Source organism: Streptomyces sp. NPDC096205, from assembly GCF_044763135.1.
Lineage (GTDB): Bacteria > Actinomycetota > Actinomycetes > Streptomycetales > Streptomycetaceae > Streptomyces.
In genome coordinates, this window is sequence record NZ_JBIWFS010000011.1 from 1 (window position 1) to 17,366 (window position 17,366).

At 71.1% G+C, this 17,366-nt stretch carries 12 protein-coding genes; 4 read left to right on the top strand and 8 right to left on the bottom strand.

Going from position 1 to position 17,366, the window contains the following annotated elements; genetic code table 11:
• Positions 1–91 precede the first annotated feature (91 nt).
• The 4 genes from ACIQ6Y_RS34055 to ACIQ6Y_RS34070 form a co-directional block, all read right to left on the bottom strand.
• The gene (locus ACIQ6Y_RS34055) at positions 92–1,915 is read right to left on the bottom strand and encodes a glycoside hydrolase family 2 protein (protein ID WP_404045156.1); all 1,824 of its coding nucleotides are present in this window, start codon (positions 1,913–1,915) and stop codon (positions 92–94) included.
• 70 nt (positions 1,916–1,985) lie between these two features.
• Positions 1,986–2,885, bottom strand: coding sequence for a carbohydrate ABC transporter permease (locus ACIQ6Y_RS34060; protein ID WP_404045159.1), 900 nt, complete (start codon positions 2,883–2,885; stop codon positions 1,986–1,988).
• Between the two features lie 2 nt (positions 2,886–2,887).
• The gene (locus ACIQ6Y_RS34065; RefSeq protein WP_404045162.1) at positions 2,888–3,838 is read right to left on the bottom strand and encodes a carbohydrate ABC transporter permease; all 951 of its coding nucleotides are present in this window, start codon (positions 3,836–3,838) and stop codon (positions 2,888–2,890) included.
• A gap of 21 nt (positions 3,839–3,859) precedes the next feature.
• On the bottom strand, positions 3,860–5,224 hold the full coding sequence (locus ACIQ6Y_RS34070) for an extracellular solute-binding protein (protein ID WP_404045164.1): 1,365 nt from the start codon (positions 5,222–5,224) through the stop codon (positions 3,860–3,862).
• A gap of 258 nt (positions 5,225–5,482) precedes the next feature.
• Between ACIQ6Y_RS34070 and ACIQ6Y_RS34075 the strand changes: the two genes are divergently transcribed.
• Together ACIQ6Y_RS34075 and ACIQ6Y_RS34080 are read left to right on the top strand one after the other, a co-directional pair.
• Positions 5,483–6,535 carry a LacI family DNA-binding transcriptional regulator gene (locus ACIQ6Y_RS34075; RefSeq protein ID WP_404045166.1) on the top strand — a complete coding sequence of 351 codons (1,053 nt, stop codon included), beginning with the start codon at positions 5,483–5,485 and terminating at the stop codon, positions 6,533–6,535.
• Positions 6,536–6,792: 257 nt separating this feature from the next.
• On the top strand, positions 6,793–7,863 hold the full coding sequence (locus ACIQ6Y_RS34080; RefSeq protein WP_404045169.1) for a glycoside hydrolase family 43 protein: 1,071 nt from the start codon (positions 6,793–6,795) through the stop codon (positions 7,861–7,863).
• Positions 7,864–7,881: 18 nt separating this feature from the next.
• Here the strand turns inward: ACIQ6Y_RS34080 and ACIQ6Y_RS34085 are convergent, their stop codons facing one another.
• From ACIQ6Y_RS34085 to ACIQ6Y_RS34095, 3 genes are all read right to left on the bottom strand, one after another.
• Positions 7,882–9,036: a S1 family peptidase gene (locus ACIQ6Y_RS34085; protein ID WP_404045171.1), complete on the bottom strand. Its 1,155-nt coding sequence runs from the start codon at positions 9,034–9,036 to the stop codon at positions 7,882–7,884.
• A gap of 211 nt (positions 9,037–9,247) precedes the next feature.
• Positions 9,248–12,538 (bottom strand): LamG-like jellyroll fold domain-containing protein, encoded by a 3,291-nt coding sequence (locus tag ACIQ6Y_RS34090; RefSeq protein ID WP_404045173.1) that lies wholly within the window; start codon positions 12,536–12,538, stop codon positions 9,248–9,250.
• Between the two features lie 354 nt (positions 12,539–12,892).
• Positions 12,893–13,504 (bottom strand): hypothetical protein, encoded by a 612-nt coding sequence (locus tag ACIQ6Y_RS34095; RefSeq protein ID WP_404045175.1) that lies wholly within the window; start codon positions 13,502–13,504, stop codon positions 12,893–12,895.
• A gap of 279 nt (positions 13,505–13,783) precedes the next feature.
• Here ACIQ6Y_RS34095 and ACIQ6Y_RS34100 point away from each other — a divergent pair, with 279 nt between their 5' ends.
• Together ACIQ6Y_RS34100 and ACIQ6Y_RS34105 are read left to right on the top strand one after the other, a co-directional pair.
• Entirely contained in the window at positions 13,784–14,797 is a 1,014-nt protein-coding gene (locus ACIQ6Y_RS34100; RefSeq protein WP_404045178.1) for a GerMN domain-containing protein, read from the top strand.
• Positions 14,798–14,955: 158 nt separating this feature from the next.
• Positions 14,956–16,641: a sel1 repeat family protein gene (locus ACIQ6Y_RS34105; RefSeq protein ID WP_404045179.1), complete on the top strand. Its 1,686-nt coding sequence runs from the start codon at positions 14,956–14,958 to the stop codon at positions 16,639–16,641.
• Between the two features lie 90 nt (positions 16,642–16,731).
• Here ACIQ6Y_RS34105 and ACIQ6Y_RS34110 read toward each other — a convergent pair whose 3' ends face one another.
• Positions 16,732–17,160, bottom strand: a complete 429-nt coding sequence (locus ACIQ6Y_RS34110) for a VOC family protein (RefSeq protein WP_404045182.1) — start codon at positions 17,158–17,160, stop codon at positions 16,732–16,734.
• Positions 17,161–17,366 lie beyond the last annotated feature (206 nt).

Here is a 17,366-nt window from a genome sequence, read left to right on the forward strand (position 1 = left end):
GGGCGTCGACGCGGAGCGTCGGCAACCGACGACAACGCCGCAGATGTGCGTGCCAGACCCCGCGACGCCGGCATGATCCAAACGACAGGCCCTAGTCCTGGAGGCGCTCCTCTATCGCAGCCGGCCGCAGTTGCGCGGCCCGGACGCGGTCGACGTCGAGCTTGACGCCGCGGTCGAAGCGGTAGATGCCGTTCTGTTCCTGGAAGACGTCCGTCAGCTGGGTGTAGCAGTAGCCGAACATGTTCGGGTCCTCCAGCAGCACTTGGGTGAGTCCGGCGAAGCGCGCGTGGAACTCCTCCTCGTCGCGGACCCGTTCGCCGTAGCCCCAGGAGGCGGTACGGTCCTCGCCCGACTGGGCGGCGGCCGCCTCGGGGTCCCACCAGATGCCGCCGAACTCGCTGACGAAGTACGGCTGTCCGCGGTACGGCTGCGAGTAGGCGGCGCCGTTGTCGTAGGAGTTGACGAAGGGGTCGCCCTTGGCCAGCCCGGACATCAGCGTGCGGAACTCCTCGGGGTCCTGCTCGTAGTTGTGGGCGTCGTAGATGTCGGTCTCGGCGACCCGGTGGGAGTAGCCGGAGGCGTCGACGACCGGCCGGGTGGTGTCCATGGCCTTGGTGGCCAGGAACATCGCGCGGGTCACGGCGTCGAGCTGGGTGATGCGGTCGTGCAGCTTCTGGTACGTCTCGTTCAGGGGGCACCAGCCGATGATCGAGGGGTGGGAGTAGTCGCGTTCGAGAGCCTCCAGCCACTGGGAGACGTAGGAGGCGTCGGGCTGCTGGTTGTCGCCCGAGGAACCGCCCACCTCGCAGCCCCAGTCCCCGAACTCGCCCCACACCAGATATCCCAGGCGGTCGGCGTGGTACAGGAAACGCTCCTCGAAGACCTTCTGGTGCAGCCGCGCCCCGTTGAAGCCGGCCGCCATGGCCAGCTCGATGTCCCGGACGAGTGCCGCGTCGGTGGGCGCGGTCATCAGGCCGTCCGGGTACCAGCCCTGGTCGAGCACCAGGCGCTGGAAGACCGGGCGGCCGTTGAGGGTGACGGCCTTGCCCCGAAGCCCCACGGCGCGCAGGCCGGCGTAGCTGTCGAGGGAGTCCACCAACTCCCCGTCCGCGTCCAGGAGTTCGAGGCGCAGGCCGTACAGGTGCGGGTCGCCGGGGCCCCACTCGCGGCGCCTGTCGTCGGGGACCGGCAGGACCAGGCGGGGGGCCATGTCCAGGTCGGCGCGGACCTCGGCGCGGCTCACCTCGCCGCCCCCGTCGCTGAGCACGGCACGCACGCGGAGGCCGGGGCGGTTGCCGGACAGCGGCAGTTCGAGGTGGAAGGCGGAGCCGGCCAAGTCCGGCGTGATCCGGGGGCGCCTGAGGTGCAGTTCGGGCACGGGTTCGAGCCAGACGGTCTGCCAGATGCCCGTCACCCGGGTGTAGTTGCAGTCGTGGTTGGCGTACTGGACGGCCTGTTTGCCGCGCGCCTGGGGGCCGGACTTGGGGTCGCGGGCCCGGACGGTGATGACGACGTCCGCCCCCGGGCCGGCGATGTCGCCGAGGTCGGCGGTGAAGGGGGTGAAGCCGCCGCGATGCCGGGCCACCTCGCGCCCGTCGGCCCACACGGTGGTGTCGTAGTCGACGGCACCGAAGTGCAGCAGCACCCGCCGCCCGGCCCAGTCCGCCGGCAGCGTGACGGTACGGCGGTACCAGACGGCCTGAAGGAAGTCGGTGTCACCGATGCCGGACAGCTCGGACTCGGGCGGGAAGGGGACGAGGATCTCGTCGTGCAGTGCGCGGTCGAGGAGGCCGCGTTCGAGTCCGCTGTCCCCCTGGTCGGTCTCGAACTGCCAGGCGCCGTTGAGGTTGAGCCAGTCGCTGCGCACGAACTGCGGGCGCGGGTACTCCGGGCGCGGTACGGAGTGAGTGGGCACACATGCTCCAGTCGATCGGGCGGCCGGCGAGCGAGCCGCCGTGCCTGCGTATACGGCGGGAAAGGTGAGGTCAGGAGCCGCCGAGGCCGGTGGTGGCCACGGAGTTGACGATGCGGCGCTGGAAGAGGAGGAACACCACGATCAGCGGCAGCGCGGCCAGCAGCGCGGAGGCCATGGACTGCGCGTACTGGATGCCGAAGGCGTCCTTCACGGTGGCCAGGCCGACCGGGAGGGTCATCAGGGCGGGGTCGTTGGTGACGACGAACGGCCACATGAAGTTGTTCCAGGCGCCGATGAACACGAAGATCGACACGGCGGCGACGATCGGCCGTGACAGCGGCAGCACGATGGACAGGAAGACCCGGAACTCGGACGCGCCGTCGATGCGGGCGGCGTCCTCCAGCTCACGGGGGATGCCGTCGAAGAAGCGCTTGAGGATGAACACCATCATGGGCGCGACCACTTGAGGCAGGATGACTGCCGCATAGGTGTCCACCAGGTCGAACAGCAGCATCTGTTCGAAGAGCGGGACGACGAGCAGCTGCGGCGGGACCATGACGGCGGCCACCGTCACCCCGAGCAGGGCCCTGCGGCCGCGGAAGGTGCCGCGCGAGAGACCGTAGGCGGCGAGGGTGGAGACGGCCACGGTCAGGAGCGTCACCAGCCCGGCGATCAGAAGGCTGTTGAAGGCCCAGAGGGTGACATTGCCGCGCTCCAGGATCTGGCGGTACGCCCCCAGGGTGAAGGCGCCCTTGAAGGGCGAGAGTCCCGGGGTGGCCACGTCCTGCTCGCTCTGCACGGAGGTGGCGATCGCCCAGACGAACGGCAGCAGCCAGAGGGCCGCCAGGACGGCCAGCGCGGTGCCGGCCAGTACACGCGGCGTCCGGCCGTGGCCGAGGAGCAGCGGCGAGCCGTCCTGCCGCAGTGGTGGGCGGCGCCGTGGACGCAGGGTGGGTGCGGTGACGGACACGGTCAGTCCTCCCGGCGGAACAGGCGCAGCTGGACGAGTGAGACGACGACGATGAGGGCGAAGAAGAGGTACGAGACGGCGGAGGCGTAGCCGAGCCGGTAGCCGGTGAAGCCGACGTCGTAGACGTACTCCAGGACCGGGCGGGTCGAGCCGCCCGGGCCGCCCTTGGTGAGGATGTAGATCTGGTCGAACACCTTCAGCGAGGCGAGGATCTGGAGCATGGCCACCAGTGCGGTGGTCCTGCGCAGTTGCGGCAGGGTGACGGACCACAGCCGCCGCCACGCCCCGGCGCCGTCCAGGGCGGCGGCCTCGTCGTAGGTGGTGGGCAGGGACTGGAGTGCGGCGAGGTAGAGCAGGAAGTTGAAGCCGACCGTCCACCACACGGTGAGCGCGGTGATCGACCACATCGCGACGGCCTCGTCGGAGAGCCAGCCGACGGGTCCGACGCCGAAGGTGTCGAGGAACTGGTTGGCCAGGCCGATGTCCGGCTGGTAGAGCCAGGCCCAGACGAGCGTCACCACGGTCACGGGCAGCAGGTAGGGGGCGAAGAAGGCCAGCCGCCAGGCCCACTGCCCGGCGAGCCCGCTGTGCACCAGCAGCGCCATCGCCAGGGCGACGAGGACGAGGGGCACGGAGGAGATGACGGTGAAGAAGACGGTGTTGCCGAGGCTGCTCCACACATCCGGGTCCCCGAAGGCCTCGGCGTAGTTGTCGAAGCCGACGAACGTGGTGTCGCGCAGGGCGAGGGAGCTGTCGGTGAAGCTCATCCACAGCCCTTGCGCGATCGGCCAGACCATGAAGAGGGCGAAGAGGACCAGGAACGGCAGCACGAAGACCAGTCCGTTGCCGGTGGTCGTAACGATTCTCCAGCGGCCGGGCCGGCGGGGGTCGCCGGCCGGGGTTGCGGCAGCGTCTGCGCGGGCCTGGGCGCCGTGTGGTGCGGTGGTGGTCATGTCGGTCACTCCTTTCGTTCGTCAGGCCACCGGGTTGGGCTGCCGCAGCAGCGTGTCGGCCTCGCCGACCATCTGCCGCACGGCCTTCTCGGGGGTCGTGTTGCCCAGCAGGGCCGACTGGAGGGGCTGGCACATCCGGTTCTGGAAGTTCGAGCCGGCTCCGGCGAACCAGTTCGGCGGGTCGAGCACCGCGACCTCCGCTGCCCGCGCGTACGAGGACTGCGGGTCGAGGGCGGCGTACTCCGGCTGCGCGAGCACGGGCTGGTAGGCGGGGATGTGGCCGGCGCTCGCCCAGGTCAGGCTCTGCTTGACGATCTCGGCGACGTACCGGTGTGCTTCGCGGCGCCTGGCCGGGTCGGGGTTCTCCTGGCGCGGGAGGACGAAGCTGTGGCTGTCGGTGTAGACGGCCGGCTTGTCGAAGACCTGGGGGAAGGGTGCGGCGCCGAGCGGGATGCCGGACTTCTTCAGGGTGGGCAGTTCCCACTCCCCCAGCATGACCATGCCGCCGCGGCCGCCGAGGAATCCGGCCATCGCGCCGTTGTAGTCCAGGTTGTTGGGGTTGGTGCGGCCGTCGAAGAGCTGCTGCATGAACGTCACGACCCGCACCGCGGCGTCGATGTCGATCTCGGCCGGGCCTGACTCGGGGAGGGTGAAGGACGCGCCGGTCTGGGCGTAGAGGGCGGCGAACTGCCGCCAGCTCTGTGCCGTGTCGGTGACGTGGCCGAACAGAATGCCCGACTGCCCGGTCGCCTCGGCCAGCGCCCGTCCGGCGTCCAGCAGGGCTTCCGGTGAGCCCATCGGGGCCAGCTCGCCCGAGGAGTCGAGCAGCCCCGCGGTGTCGGCCGCCTCCTTGTCGTAGAAGACGATGAAGGGGTGTACGTCCAGCGGGATCGCGTGGACGACGCCGTCGTGCCGCGTCCGTTGCCAGACAGCGGGGGCGAAGTCCTTCTCGGTGACGCCGAATTCGGCGAGCAGGTCCAGGTCGAAGGGGTCCAGGAGGCCGCCCGGCGCAAAGCCGGCCAGCCGCGACAGGTGCAGGACCGCCACGTCGCACGCGCGGCCACCGGCGGCCGACATGGCCAGCTTGGTGTAGTACGAGGGACCCCAGTCGAGGATGGTCCGCTTCACCTCGAAGCCCCGCGGGCCTGCGGAGACGGCCTCGATCATGTCGTCCATCAACATGCCGTCGCCGCCCTGGAACAGGTCCCAGACGCTGAGGTCCGAGGCTCCGGAGGCCGCGGCCGGCGAGGCGCAGCCGGACAGCGGTCCCGCGGCGGCCAGTGCTCCCGCCGCGGCCAGGGTGTGGTGCATGAGCCGACGGCGGGTGAGGCCCCGCGGCCGATCGGAGGGGGGCGCTGCTTCTGGTACAGGAGAGCGGGTGGACATCGCTGACCTTTCGACGGCCGGACGCGCGTGCCGGACCGGCGGTGGGCCACCGCGAGGGTGACCACCGGCGGCGGCAGGCGGCGGGTCGCACCGGTCGGATCGGTGCGGTGGCATGTTTTTACATCGATGTACATTGGCTGTAAAGAGCCTCGGACGCACAGCCCCGGATCGGTACCGGACAGCCCGCACGGACAGCGCTCAGGTCCGCGCCACGCCCGGACATAGACTCGGCACGCGCGAAGGGGCAGGGAGGTCTCGGTGGCACGACCCAGGATCAAGGACGTCGCACGGCACGCGGGGGTGTCGGAGAAGACGGTCTCCAACGTGATCAACGACTACGAACACGTCTCCGAGCGGACCAGGCGCGCGGTGCAGGAGGCGATCGAACACCTCGGCTACAAGGTGAACCTGGCAGGGCGTCACCTCCGCAAGGGGCGCACCGGCATCATCGCCCTCGTGGTCCCCGAGCTGGACGTTCCCTACTTCGCCGAACTCGCCCGGCATGTCATCCGGGAGGCCGAGGCGCACTCGCTGACCGTGCTGATCCACCAGACCGGGGGCGACCGGGACCACGAGCTGTCGGCTCTCGCCGGGTTCGGCTCCGCCTTCGTCGACGGGGTCATCCTCAGCCCGCTCGCCCTCACCGCCGACGATCTGCGCGATCGCGCGGACGCCCCGCCCACGGTGCTGCTCGGGGAGCTGCTGGAGGAGGGCGCCGACCATGTCGCCATCGACAACGAGAAGGCCGCACGGGAGGCGACCGAGCACCTGATCGGCCTCGGGCGCCGCACGATCCTGGCCATCGGCGGCCGGGACGACGTCGGCCTGGGCACGGCCGAGGCACGCACCCGCGGCTATCGCACCGCCCTCGACGAGGCCGGCATCGCCCACGATCCGGCCGCGGCGATCCCCGTCGCGTCGTTCAGGATGCCCGACGGCTACGAGGCCGTGACCCGGGCACTGGAGACCGGCGCGCGGCCGGACGCGCTGCTGTGCCTCAACGACCAACTGGCGCTGGGCGCACTGCGCGCGCTGCACGAGCGCGGCGTCCGGGTGCCCGAGGAGGTGGCCGTCATCGGCTTCGACGACGTGGAGGGCGGACGGTTCAGCGTGCCGACGCTGAGCACCGTGGCGCCCGACAAGGCCGCGGTGGCCAAGGTGGCCGTCGAGCTGCTCCAACGCCGTATGGACGAGGCGGCGGGCACCGGCGAGGCCGACGACCGTGCGCCGCGGGATCTGGTCGTGCCGCACCGGCTCGTGCTGCGGGAGAGCACGGAGGGAGTGACGGGGGACCGCTCCGTGCGGACCTGAGCCGGCGACGGCACGCGCGGCGTCACGGTGGCGCCCCTCGCCTCTTGACCGTCGCGCCGCGCCGTTCCAGGCGCCGGCCGTGGGGCCTTCGGCCGTCGCGCCCGTGCCGTTCCACGCCATCGCCGCCTCCGGGCAAGGGGGCCCCGAACTCCCGGTGACCCGAGCACCCGTCATTGACATGCTCACCGCCAGACAGGATGCTGCCCCGTATTCCATCGATGTAAAGCGTGCTGGACGATCCGACCACGGGAGCAACCATGAAGCGTGAACCACGCCTCTTCGGGGCAGCCACCCTGGCGCTGAGCCTGCTGCTCGCGCTCGCGACGGCCCTGTCGGCGCCGGACACCGCCCAGGCGGGTCAGACCTCCCTGCGCGCCGCCGACCCGAGCGTCCTGCGGGTCGGGGGCACCTATGTGTCGGTGCAGTCGACCGGCGACGGCATCGCCGTACGACAGGCCTCCTCGACGGCCGCGCTGGCCACGGCTCCCGCCCGTCAGGTGTGGTCGGACACGCGGGGCCTCGGCGAGGTGTGGGCTCCGGAGATCGTCCGCGACGGCGGCCGCTACCACGTCTACTTCTCGGCCGGCCGAGGCTCCGCCCACCGGATGTACGTGATCAGCTCGGCGAACCCCGACAGCGGCTACACGGCCGCGACCCGGCTCGCCCTCCCTGACGACAAATGGGCCATCGACGGCACCCTGTTCACCTTCGGCGGCCAGCGCTGGTTCGTCTGGTCCGGCTGGGCCGGCGACACCAATGTCGAGCAGAACCTCTACATCGCCCGCATGAGCAGCCCCACGACACCGACCGGCCCGCGATACGTCATCTCGCAGCCGCGCGAGAGCTGGGAGCGCGTCGTCGGGAACCCCTACATCAACGAGGCTCCCGAGGCCGTCAAGGACCCGGACGGCCGGCTCCACATCGTCTACTCCGCCAACGGCAGCTGGAGCGACCAGTACTGTCTCGCCGACCTGCGTCTGCGGGCCGGCGGCGACCCGACGTACGTGTGGGACTGGTACAAGTCGAACGGCTGCCTCTTCGGCTCCCACCGCGCGACCATGATGAGCGGCTGGGACCCGACGCTGTACGTCGACGGGCCCGGCCACCACAGCTTCGTGCTCCTCGACGGCGACATCGCCACCAGCCCGCCCGCCGGTCCCACGTTCCCTCTGATGTTCCACGCGGTGCCGAAGGGGACGCCGTACGCCTGGGAGAACCGGTACTGGTACACCGGCTCCTTCTGCTGGTGGGGTGGGACCACCTACAGCCGCGCCAACGTCCCCGGCCCTGTGACGGACACCGGCTGGAGCCTGAAGTTCTTCGAGTGAAGGCAGCTGCCCCGACGGTCAGGCGGTGTGCAGGGTCAGGCCGTAGCGGGCGAGGATCTCGTTGACCGGCTGGAACCATGTCTCGCCGCCGGTTGAGCAGTTGCCCCAGCCGCCCGATGTGACGCCCTGCGCCTGGTCCCCGCTGATGAACGAGCCGCCGGAGTCGCCGCCCTCGGCGCAGACGCTGGTCTTCGTCATCTGGTACACCGCGCCCTGGCTGTAGTTGACCGTCTCGTTCTTCGCCAGGACGGTGCCGCAGTGCCAGTGGGTCGTGGAGCCGGAGCGGCAGACGGACGTGCCCACCGGCGCCTCTGCGGAGCCCTTGACCAGCCGGTCGGGGATCGTGCCCCAGCCGAGCACCACGGGCACGGTCCACCAGCCGCTGTGGATGCTCACATAGGCGTAGTCGTCGCCGGGGAACGAGGAGCCCTGGAAGGTGCCCATGGCGGAGCCGTCCCAGCCGCGCACGGCCGCTCCGGCCCGCCCGCAGTGGCCGGCGGTGACGAAGCCGCCGTGCACGGAGAACCCGATCGAGCAGCGGACGTTGCCCGTGTAGTACGGGTCTCCGCCTACCGTGCCCGCCGCGTACGTGCGCGGCGCCTCGGCCGTCTGCGTGACGGAGACCGGGGCGTCGCGCCGGGCCCGGTCGACGAAGGCCCGGACGGCCGGGTCGGTCCGCTCACCGCGTACGACGGTGATCTGGACGGAGTTGGCCGCGGGATCGACGTGCCAGCCGGCGACGCCCTTGGGGGCGGAGAGCGAGTCCAGCCGGGACTTGGCCCGGTCCAGGGCGGCGGCGCTGTGCCGCACGAGCCGTGTGTCGGCGCCCAGTGCGCGCACCTCGGGGGCCTTGGCCCGGTCGGTGAGTGCCACGACGAGCCGCCCCGAGGACGGCTCGAACCATGAGCCGCCGTACGCCTTTCCGGCGGCGGTCCGGGCGGCCTTCTCCGTGCGCATGGCGGCCTGTTCGGCGTGCAGGCGCTCCTCGGCCTGCGACGCCGTGAGCCCGAGGTCGCGGCGCATGGCGTCGAGCAGGCCGGGCGAGACGGAGACGGAAGCCTCGGCCTCTCTGAGGGAAGGGGCAGCGTTCGCGGTGCCGGCGTGGGCGGCGCCGAGTCCGGCGACGAGCAGCACGGCCGCAACGGCGGCGCGCAGGGTGGCGGTGCGTTTCACGGGGCCTCCTGGGGTGGGGGAGCGGAAGGGCGCCCTGAGAGCGCTCTCAGGGCGCATTCGCACGCTAGGCCTGCAGCGCTTGACAGGTCCATACCAGGATTCGGCCGTCGTCGGCCCTCTCCCCCGGCCCGTACACGGGCACGCCGAAGCCCCGGTCCGCGTGTGCCGCCCGCGGACCGAGGGTGGCGCGCCGCCTCGTACAGGGGGCCGTCTACCGCTTCTCGGCGGCGTACAGGGCGCTCACCTCCTCGGCGGAAAGTGCCTTGTCATAGGCGTGGACCTGGTCCACCGAGCCGTTCCAGAAGTCGACGTTCCCACCGCCCCACTTGGCCCGGCCCACCGCGAGCGGACCGGTGCTGACATCGGCGGGACCGGGCGTCGCCGTGGCCATGAGCGTGCCGTCGACATACAGCCGGATCTCGTTCCTCGCGGTGTCCCGCACGCCCACCAGGTGGTACCAGCGGCCGAGTTCGGGCGTCGTGACGTACCGGGCGCGGTTGCCTCCCGGCGTGCTGAAGGCGAAGGCGCCCTGTCCGTACTGGAGGTAGAAGGGGTTCTCCTGGCGGCGTCCGTCCTGGCTGACGACGGTCGCATAGTTGCCGGGCAGGGCGTCGAGCGTGGCCCAGGCGGCGACGGTGTAGTCGGTGGTGGTGTCGAGCACGGGGCCGTCGGTCTGGGCGTAGTCACCCTGGCCGTCGAACTTCAGGGCGCTGCCGCGCACACCGTCCGTCCAGGTCGTGCCCGCGGTCAGCGAGAGGGGCCTGGCGTTCGGTCCCGTGTCGGCGGCGGTGGTGCCGCTGCCCTCGTCCAGGGACCAGGAGCCGCCGCCCTTGAGCGGGGCCCGGTCACCGGCCGCGGCGCCCGCGGCGATCACCTTGAGGTTGACCTCCCGGACGCGGGCCGGGTCGACCTTGATCTCGCGGCGGTCGTAGGTGTACAGGCCGTTCAGCTCGTTCTCGAGGTCCGAGATCTGGGTGTAGACCGAGCCGGAGAGTTCGGCGCCGGCGGCCTCCAGGTAGTACTTCTCGGTGTTCTCCACGTACCCGCGGGTGAGCGCCTCCTTGTCGGCGACACCGCTGTAGATCACCGTCGGGGCGCCCGGCCACATGTGGCCCGGGGTGCGCAGCGTGAAGCCGCCGTGCTCGCCGTCCATGGCGGCCCTGCGCGCGTCGGGGAAGGCCGGGTCGGTGTTGTTGTAGTCGTGGTGGTCGATGATGTCGCCCTTGCCGGAATCACCCTTGGAATTGCAGCAGTTGACGCCCGAGTGGGCGTTCGTGACGCGCGAGGGGTCGGCCGCCTCGACCTGTTCGGCGATACGGCCGGTCGCCGCGCGGTCCCATTCGCCCCAGCCCTCGTTGAAGACGGTCCAGCCGATCACGGACGGGGAGTTGTGGTGCTGGCGCATCATCTCGCGGCCCTGGTCGACGAAGGCCTGCTGCCCGGTGGGCTCGGTGATGTCGCCGGAGACGAAGTCCTGCCAGACCAGCAGGCCGAGCCGGTCGGCGTGGTAGAACCAGCGCGGCGACTCGACCTTGATGTGCTTGCGCACGGCGTTGAAGCCGAGCTTCTTGTGGGCCTCCAGGTCGAAGGTGAGGGCCTTGTCGCTGGGCTGGGTGTACAGCCCGTCCGGCCAGAAGCCCTGGTCGAGCGTGGCCAGGGAGAAGACGGGCTTGCCGTTGAGGACCAGCTTGCGGAAGCCGCCCACGTCGGCGACGTCGATCTCCCGCATGCCGAAGTAGCTCTCGACGCGGTCGGCCGACTGCCCGTCGGTCAGCCGCACTTCGAGGTCGTAGAGGTAGGGGTCGTCCGGGCTCCACAGGTGCTGGTCCGCCACCGGCAGACGCAGCTCCTGGTTGGCGGGGCCGGTGACCCGGCCGACGACCCTGCCTTCGGTGTCGCGGGCGACGGCGTCCACGCGCGCGCCGGCCGAGGCCCGCCCGGACTCGACGGTCACCACCAGGCTGCTCGTGTCGATGTCGGGCGTGGTGACAAGGTTGTCAACGGACACGGGGGCGACGGGTTCCATCCAGACCGTCTGCCAGATGCCGGACGACTGGGTGTAGAAGATGCCGCCGGGGTTGCTGGACTGCTTGCCCTTCGGCTGGTTCGCGCCGCCGGTGTCGGTGACCGCGACGACCAGCTCCTGCGGTCCGGTGCCCTTGAGCGCGTCGGTGATGTCGGCGCTGAACGCGTTGTAGCCGCCGGTGTGTCGGGCGACCTGCTTGCCGTTGACCCAGACCCTGGCCCGGTAGTCGACGGCTCCGAAGTTGAGCATCAGGCGGTTGTCCTTGCCGCCCGCGCCGACCTTCCAGCCCTTGGGCACGTCGACCAGCCGGCGGTAGACCATGTGGTCCTCGTGCCGTTCGAGTCCGGAGAGCTGCGACTCCACCGGGAAGGGCACCACGATCCGCTCGTCGAGGTCCTCGCCGAAGACCGGTGTCTCGCCCGCCTCGGCACCGGCGAACTGCCAGGGCCCGTTGAGGTTCTTCCACTTGGCGCGCACCTGCTGCGGACGCGGGTACTCGGGCAGCGGACGCTGCTCGTCCAGCTGGTCGCCCCACTTGGTGGTGAGCCGGTGGGTGGAGGCGTTGGCCGCGAAGCGCAGGATCCGCGGGACGGACTCGTCACCGTCCTTGAGCCCGCCACGGCCGTCGTAGTCGATCCGGACCTGCTGGCCCTGCTGGACCGGCGCCGCGAGGTCTACCAGGGCGGTGGCCGGGTCGCCGGGCGCCGCCCGGACCGAGCTGACGGGGAGGGGCGTCGTGTCGGCCTCGACCGTGAGGTGGTCCTTGACGTCGGCGAGGCCGCTGACCGGGTGCTCGAACCTCAGGCGGAGCTGACGTCCGTTCGCCGGGACCGTCGGCTCCATCGGGTAGACCTCGAAGTCGGCCGGCGGGGTGAACGCCGACTCCGGCACCAGCTGCTTGGGCATCGTCGGGGTGGACCAGCGCAGGAACATGTTGGCCCCGCCGACGTCCTGGAACATCTCCAGGCGGAACTCGTGCTCCTGCCCTGCGGTGAGCCGGACCGGCGCGCTGGTCTGCTCCCGGTCCCAGTCGGGCACCCAGTGGTCGATGACCGGCCGGCCGTCGACGAAGAGCCGGAAGCCGTTGTCCCCGATGCCGTAGAACGTGTAGTCGCCGGTGACGGGCGCTTCGATCCGGCCGGTCCAGCGAGCGGTGGTGTGCTCGGACCGCCCGGTCAGGGACTGGAACGTGCCGGTGAGGCCGGAGAAGTTGATCTGCGGGTCGAGGGCGGTGCCACCGAGCGTGGCGAAGTCCCGGGCGCCGGGCGCCGACATGCTGAAGTACTCGCCCTTCAGGCCGTGCACTTCGATCGCGGCGTCGTCAGCGTTCACAGCGGAGGGCGCGGCCGGTTCCGTGGCGGACGCGGCGGGAACCATGCCTCCGGTGGACAGCAGCAGGACGGCCGCCGCGGTCAGCAGCGCCCGTCTTCCGCTGCGGGGGCGGGTGTTTCGGGGGCGGGTATGTCGTCGTGTCATCGAGTCATTCCTCGGGGGGAGGGGATTCGGAGCCGACCGGAGGCCTGATGAGCTGGTTGCGCTGAAGTGCCCCTGCAGGGCGCCCCGTTCGTCTCGGGGCGTGGGCCTCCGGTGACCACGCAGTCCCGGTCGGCCGGCCGACGACGTCACACGGCGAGGTGTGGGCCGCCGGAATTCCATCGATGGAAATTTCTGCGCAGCGGAATGACAGCACGCCGCCGGGAGGCTGTCCAGACCCTGTGCGACAAGTCGCTGACCGCTCGTCATGTGGGCTGCGTGGACCGACGGTTGCGGGGACCCCGAGAGTTGACCGCCATACCCGAGGGCATCGAGACCGCGAGAACCTCGCGGCGCTCAGTGTCCGGCGGGCGGCTCCAGGCAGCCGGTCTCCGGGTACAGGCCGTTGGTCCGCACCTGGTAGTTGGTCTTCTGCAGGAACGCCGTGACGCAGGTGTCGTCGTGCACGCGCAGTGCGACCAGTGCTCCCTCGGGCGTGACGTAGTGGTCGGTCTCGAAGCGCGGGTACATCTCCCGGACGGTGAGCGTTCCGCCGAGGCGCTTGCCGTCCTGGGTGATGCGCTCCTCCTCGTAGCCCAGGTCCAGCAGGGCGGTGCGTACGCTGGCGGGGTCCCACTTCTTCTGCTTCCACAGCCGCTCGATCACCGGGGTGATCCGCTCGGCCTCGCGGTTCGCGTCCGCCTCATGGGCCGGGGACATCTCGCCCTCGCGGCGGTAGGCGTTGTTCTCGTTGTAGTGCGGGGCGCCGTCGCCGGCTCCGGGTTCCACGTAGGGGCCGGCTCCCGGGTCGCCGGACGAGGCGCTCGCCGAGGGTGCGGCCGGGCCGCCGCCCGTGGCCGTCGTGTCCGAGGCGCGCTCCCGGCCGCAGCCGGTGAGCGCCAGCGCGGCGGACAGGACGAGGACGGCAGCGGCGAGCGGGGCACGACGGGCCGAGACTGAGGCGGACATGGCCTCACACTGTCATGTCCACAGGCGGTCGGGATCAGCACCCGCACGCACGGAACATGAGTACCCGTACTCATGACAGACGCGCCCCGGCGGGGGAGTCGTCGTGTGCTCAGGACTGTCGCGAAGTCATGACATTCGCACGACCCTGACAGTCGCATACTCATCCCATAGGCGCATGCGCGACGGTCAGAGGAGCCGTTCGGCCCTGGCCCCGACCCGTTTCGGCCCTGGCCCCAACCCGTCCAGAGCGCTTTCCCGGAAGGGTCGGAGGAGGCTGCCATGACTGGCGAAATCCCGGCTCCGCGCCTTGGAAGGCGCGTCTCCGTCGTCCTGATCTCGGCACTGGCGTTGTCGCTGCTGTCCGTCGCAGCCTGCGACTCCGGCTCCGGCTCCGGCTCCGGCTCCGGCGGAGACGCGTCCCCGAGGCCCGCCCGGCCGTCCACCTCGACCACCGAACCGGGCACACCGGGCGACACGACCGGCACCCGCACACCGGCGGACACCGGCACACTCACCGTCACCCCGAGAACTCCGGCAGCCCCCGTCCAGCCGGTCACCGAACCGCCCCGGGCCACCCCGCGCAGGGTGGCCACCGCGGTGTACTTCCTGCACGGCGCGTACATCTCCCCCGCCCCGCGCACCGTGACCGCGCCGGGCACCGCCGCGGGGGCCCTTCGTGCCCTGCTGGCAGGCCCCAGCGGCACCGAGGTGCGGCAGGGCCGTACTACGGCGATCCCGTCGGGCACCACGCTGCGCTCGCTGGCGGTGCGCGACAAGGTGGCGACCGCCGACCTGTCCGGGCGTTACGACGACGGCGGCGGCACCCTCTCGATGCGGGCCCGCCTCGCCCAGGTCGTGTACACGGTGACCCGCTACCCGAGCATCGAGAAGGTGCGCTTCCAACTCGACGGCAAGCCCGTCACGTCGTTCGGCGGCGAGGGCATCCTCCTCAACAGGCCTGTGGGACGGGCGGACTTCGAGGACGTCACGCCGGCCGTCCTGGTCGAGTCGCCGCTGATCGGCGGCACCGTCCGTACGCCGGTCAGGGTGTGGGGCACCGCGAACACCTTCGAGGCCGAGTTCCGGCTGAAGATCACGGACGTCACCGGACGGACGGCCGCCGACGTGCGGGTCATGGCCACGTCCGGCACGGGCACCCGCGGCACGTTCGACGTGAGGTTCCCGTACGAGGCGGCGCGGACCGGGCCCGGTGTACTCACCGCGTACTACTACTCCCCCAAGGACGGGCGACCCGTCACGGTCGACACCGTGCCGGTGACCGTGAACCGCTGAGCCGGCCGCACCCGACCCTGGCCGGTCGATGCGGGCCGGCCTGCGCCAGCCGCACGGACGGAAGGCATCAACTGCCGCATGCGGCAAGGGACGTACGAAAGGGACAGTCCTCGCGCCGACCCGGGCCGGAGCCGGTCCCTGTCCAAGATCGTGGCACGATGTCGGCCGTGACGCAGGACATACAGACCCGCGGCGAGGCACTCGTCGCCGCCGCACGCGCAGGCGACTCGAAGACCGCCCGCCGGCACACCGACTTCTTCGTGCTCGGCCATCACGTGGACGAGGGCATCCCGTACTGGGAGCAGGCCGTGGCGGCGGGCGACGCCTTCTCGCACTACACCCTTGCCCGGTACCGGAAGATCCGAGGGGCCCGGCCGGCGGCGGAAGCCCTCTACCGCGCTGTCGCCGACCGCCACTCCGGATGCGCCTACGGACTCGGTGTGCTGCTCAAGGAGAACGGCGACCCGGAGGCCGCCGAATGGTTCCGGCGCGGCTGGGAGAACGGCCGCAACCTGGACTGCAAGATCGAGCTCGGCAAGCTGCTCGTGGCCGAGGGACGGCTGGACGAGGCGCCGAAGTTCCTGATGAGCGACATCGAGCTCGGCGACATCGCGGTCTTCCGCTGGGTGAAGCTCTTCGAGTCGATCCGCGAGGACTTCGACCGTGTGGCCGCGGACCTCGACGCCGCGGAGGCCGCCGGGGACGGGGACGCCGCGGCCTCGGCTCTGCACCCGCTCTTCGACCTGGAGAAGCATTTCCGCGACTACCCGGGCCTGACCGTCGAGGCCGCGGGCTACTACCGCCGGGCCTCCGCGCTCAGCGCGTCGGCCCGTGTGGACCATGCGGTGTTCCTGACGGAGACCGCCGACGACACGGTCTGGCCCGAGGCCCGCGCCCTGCTGGTGCATGCCCACGAGGACGGCTACGAAGGCGCCGCGTATGTACTCGGCGTCCTGCACGAGCAGCGCGGCGACCTCGCCGACGCCGAGCACTGGTACGGCCTGGCGGCCGCTGCCGGGCACCCGGCAGCGCAGTGGAACCTCGGCATCCTCTGCAGACGGCAGCGGCGGTACGAGGAGGCCGAACGCTGGTTCCGTCAGGTCGGCGAGGACGACGAGGACGTCGTCGCGCAGCTCGAACGGATCGCCGCGGCGCGTGAGGCGGGCGGCGTCGCGCCCGGCAAGGACCTGCGCAGGTTGCCCGGGCTCCGCGAGCGCGCGGAGGCGGGCGACGTCCACGCCTCGTACGCGTACGGGAAGATCCTCCGCGACTGGGCCGGCGCGGCCGAACGGCACCTGGTCCGGTGGATCGAGCCCGCCGCGCTGGCCGGCGATCCGGAGGCCGCGTACGACCTCGCGGAGCTGTACCACTCGCTGCGCAGGCCCGCATTGCCCGACCAGTGGTACCGGAAGGCCGCCGAGGCGGGGCACCACGACGCGTGCAACGAGATGGGCTGGCTCTCCGAGTACCACCGGGACTACCAGGAGGCCGAGCGCTGGTACGTGCGCGCGGCCGACGACGGCTCGTCGCTCAACGCCATGCTCGCGGGCAAACTCAAGGCCCAGCGCGGCGCGTACACCGAGGCGGAGCCTTTTCTGCGCCGGGCCTGGGAAGAGGGCGGCGACGCCGCCCACCGCACGGAGGCGGCGGGGTACTACGGACTCGTCCTGCACCGGCTGGGCCGGCTCACCGAAGCCGTCGAACCGCTGCGGGCGGCCGTCGCACGGTGGGACGACGATGTGCGCGCCCGCTACAGCCCGGACGACCTGACCGTGCCGGCCCGGACGGCCGACCCGGAGAAGGAACTCGCTGAGGTGGAGGCCGCGCTGGCGAGCCTGCCGTGATCGGGGCGGTCCGCGGCCACTGCCGCGGACCGCATCACCGACCGGCTGTCCCCGCCGGACGGCTCCGCACTTCGCCGACCGCGAGGATGCTCAGTCGAGACAGAACTCGTTGCCTTCGATGTCCAGCATCGGGATGCACGCGTCATTGCCGTCGTACAGCGTGCGCACATGTACCGCGCCGAGCGGGACCAGTCGCGCGCACTCGGCCTCAAGTGCGGCGAGGCGTTCTTCCCCGACGAGTCCGGTGGCGACCCGCACATCGAGATGCAGCCGGTTCTTGGCGGCCTTGCCTTCGGGGACGCGCTGGAAGAACAGCCGCGGGCCCACACCTGAGGGATCGACGCATGCGAACCACGCGTCCTGCTGCTCGGCCGGCAGCGAGCGCTTGAAGTCGTCCCAAGTGGCGAACCCCTCCGGTGGCGGCGGTATGACGTACCCCAGCACCTCGCACCAGAAGCGCGCGAGACGCTCGGGTTCCCCGCAGTCGAAGGTGACTTGGAACTTCTTGATCGATGACATCGGCGCACCTTACCAAGGGGGAGCGACAGCTCCCGTACGCCCGAACTCCCCACCGTGAACCGGCACATGAAAAGGGAGAAGGGCAAGGAGGTCGCTCTCCTTGCCCTTCTCAACGTATAGCAGGCAGGGGGGCTTGCGGCAAGGCCCGGGTGGTGGCGCAGAATCGTCGGCCAAGGCCACAACCTGCGGAAATGGGGGCACGACGT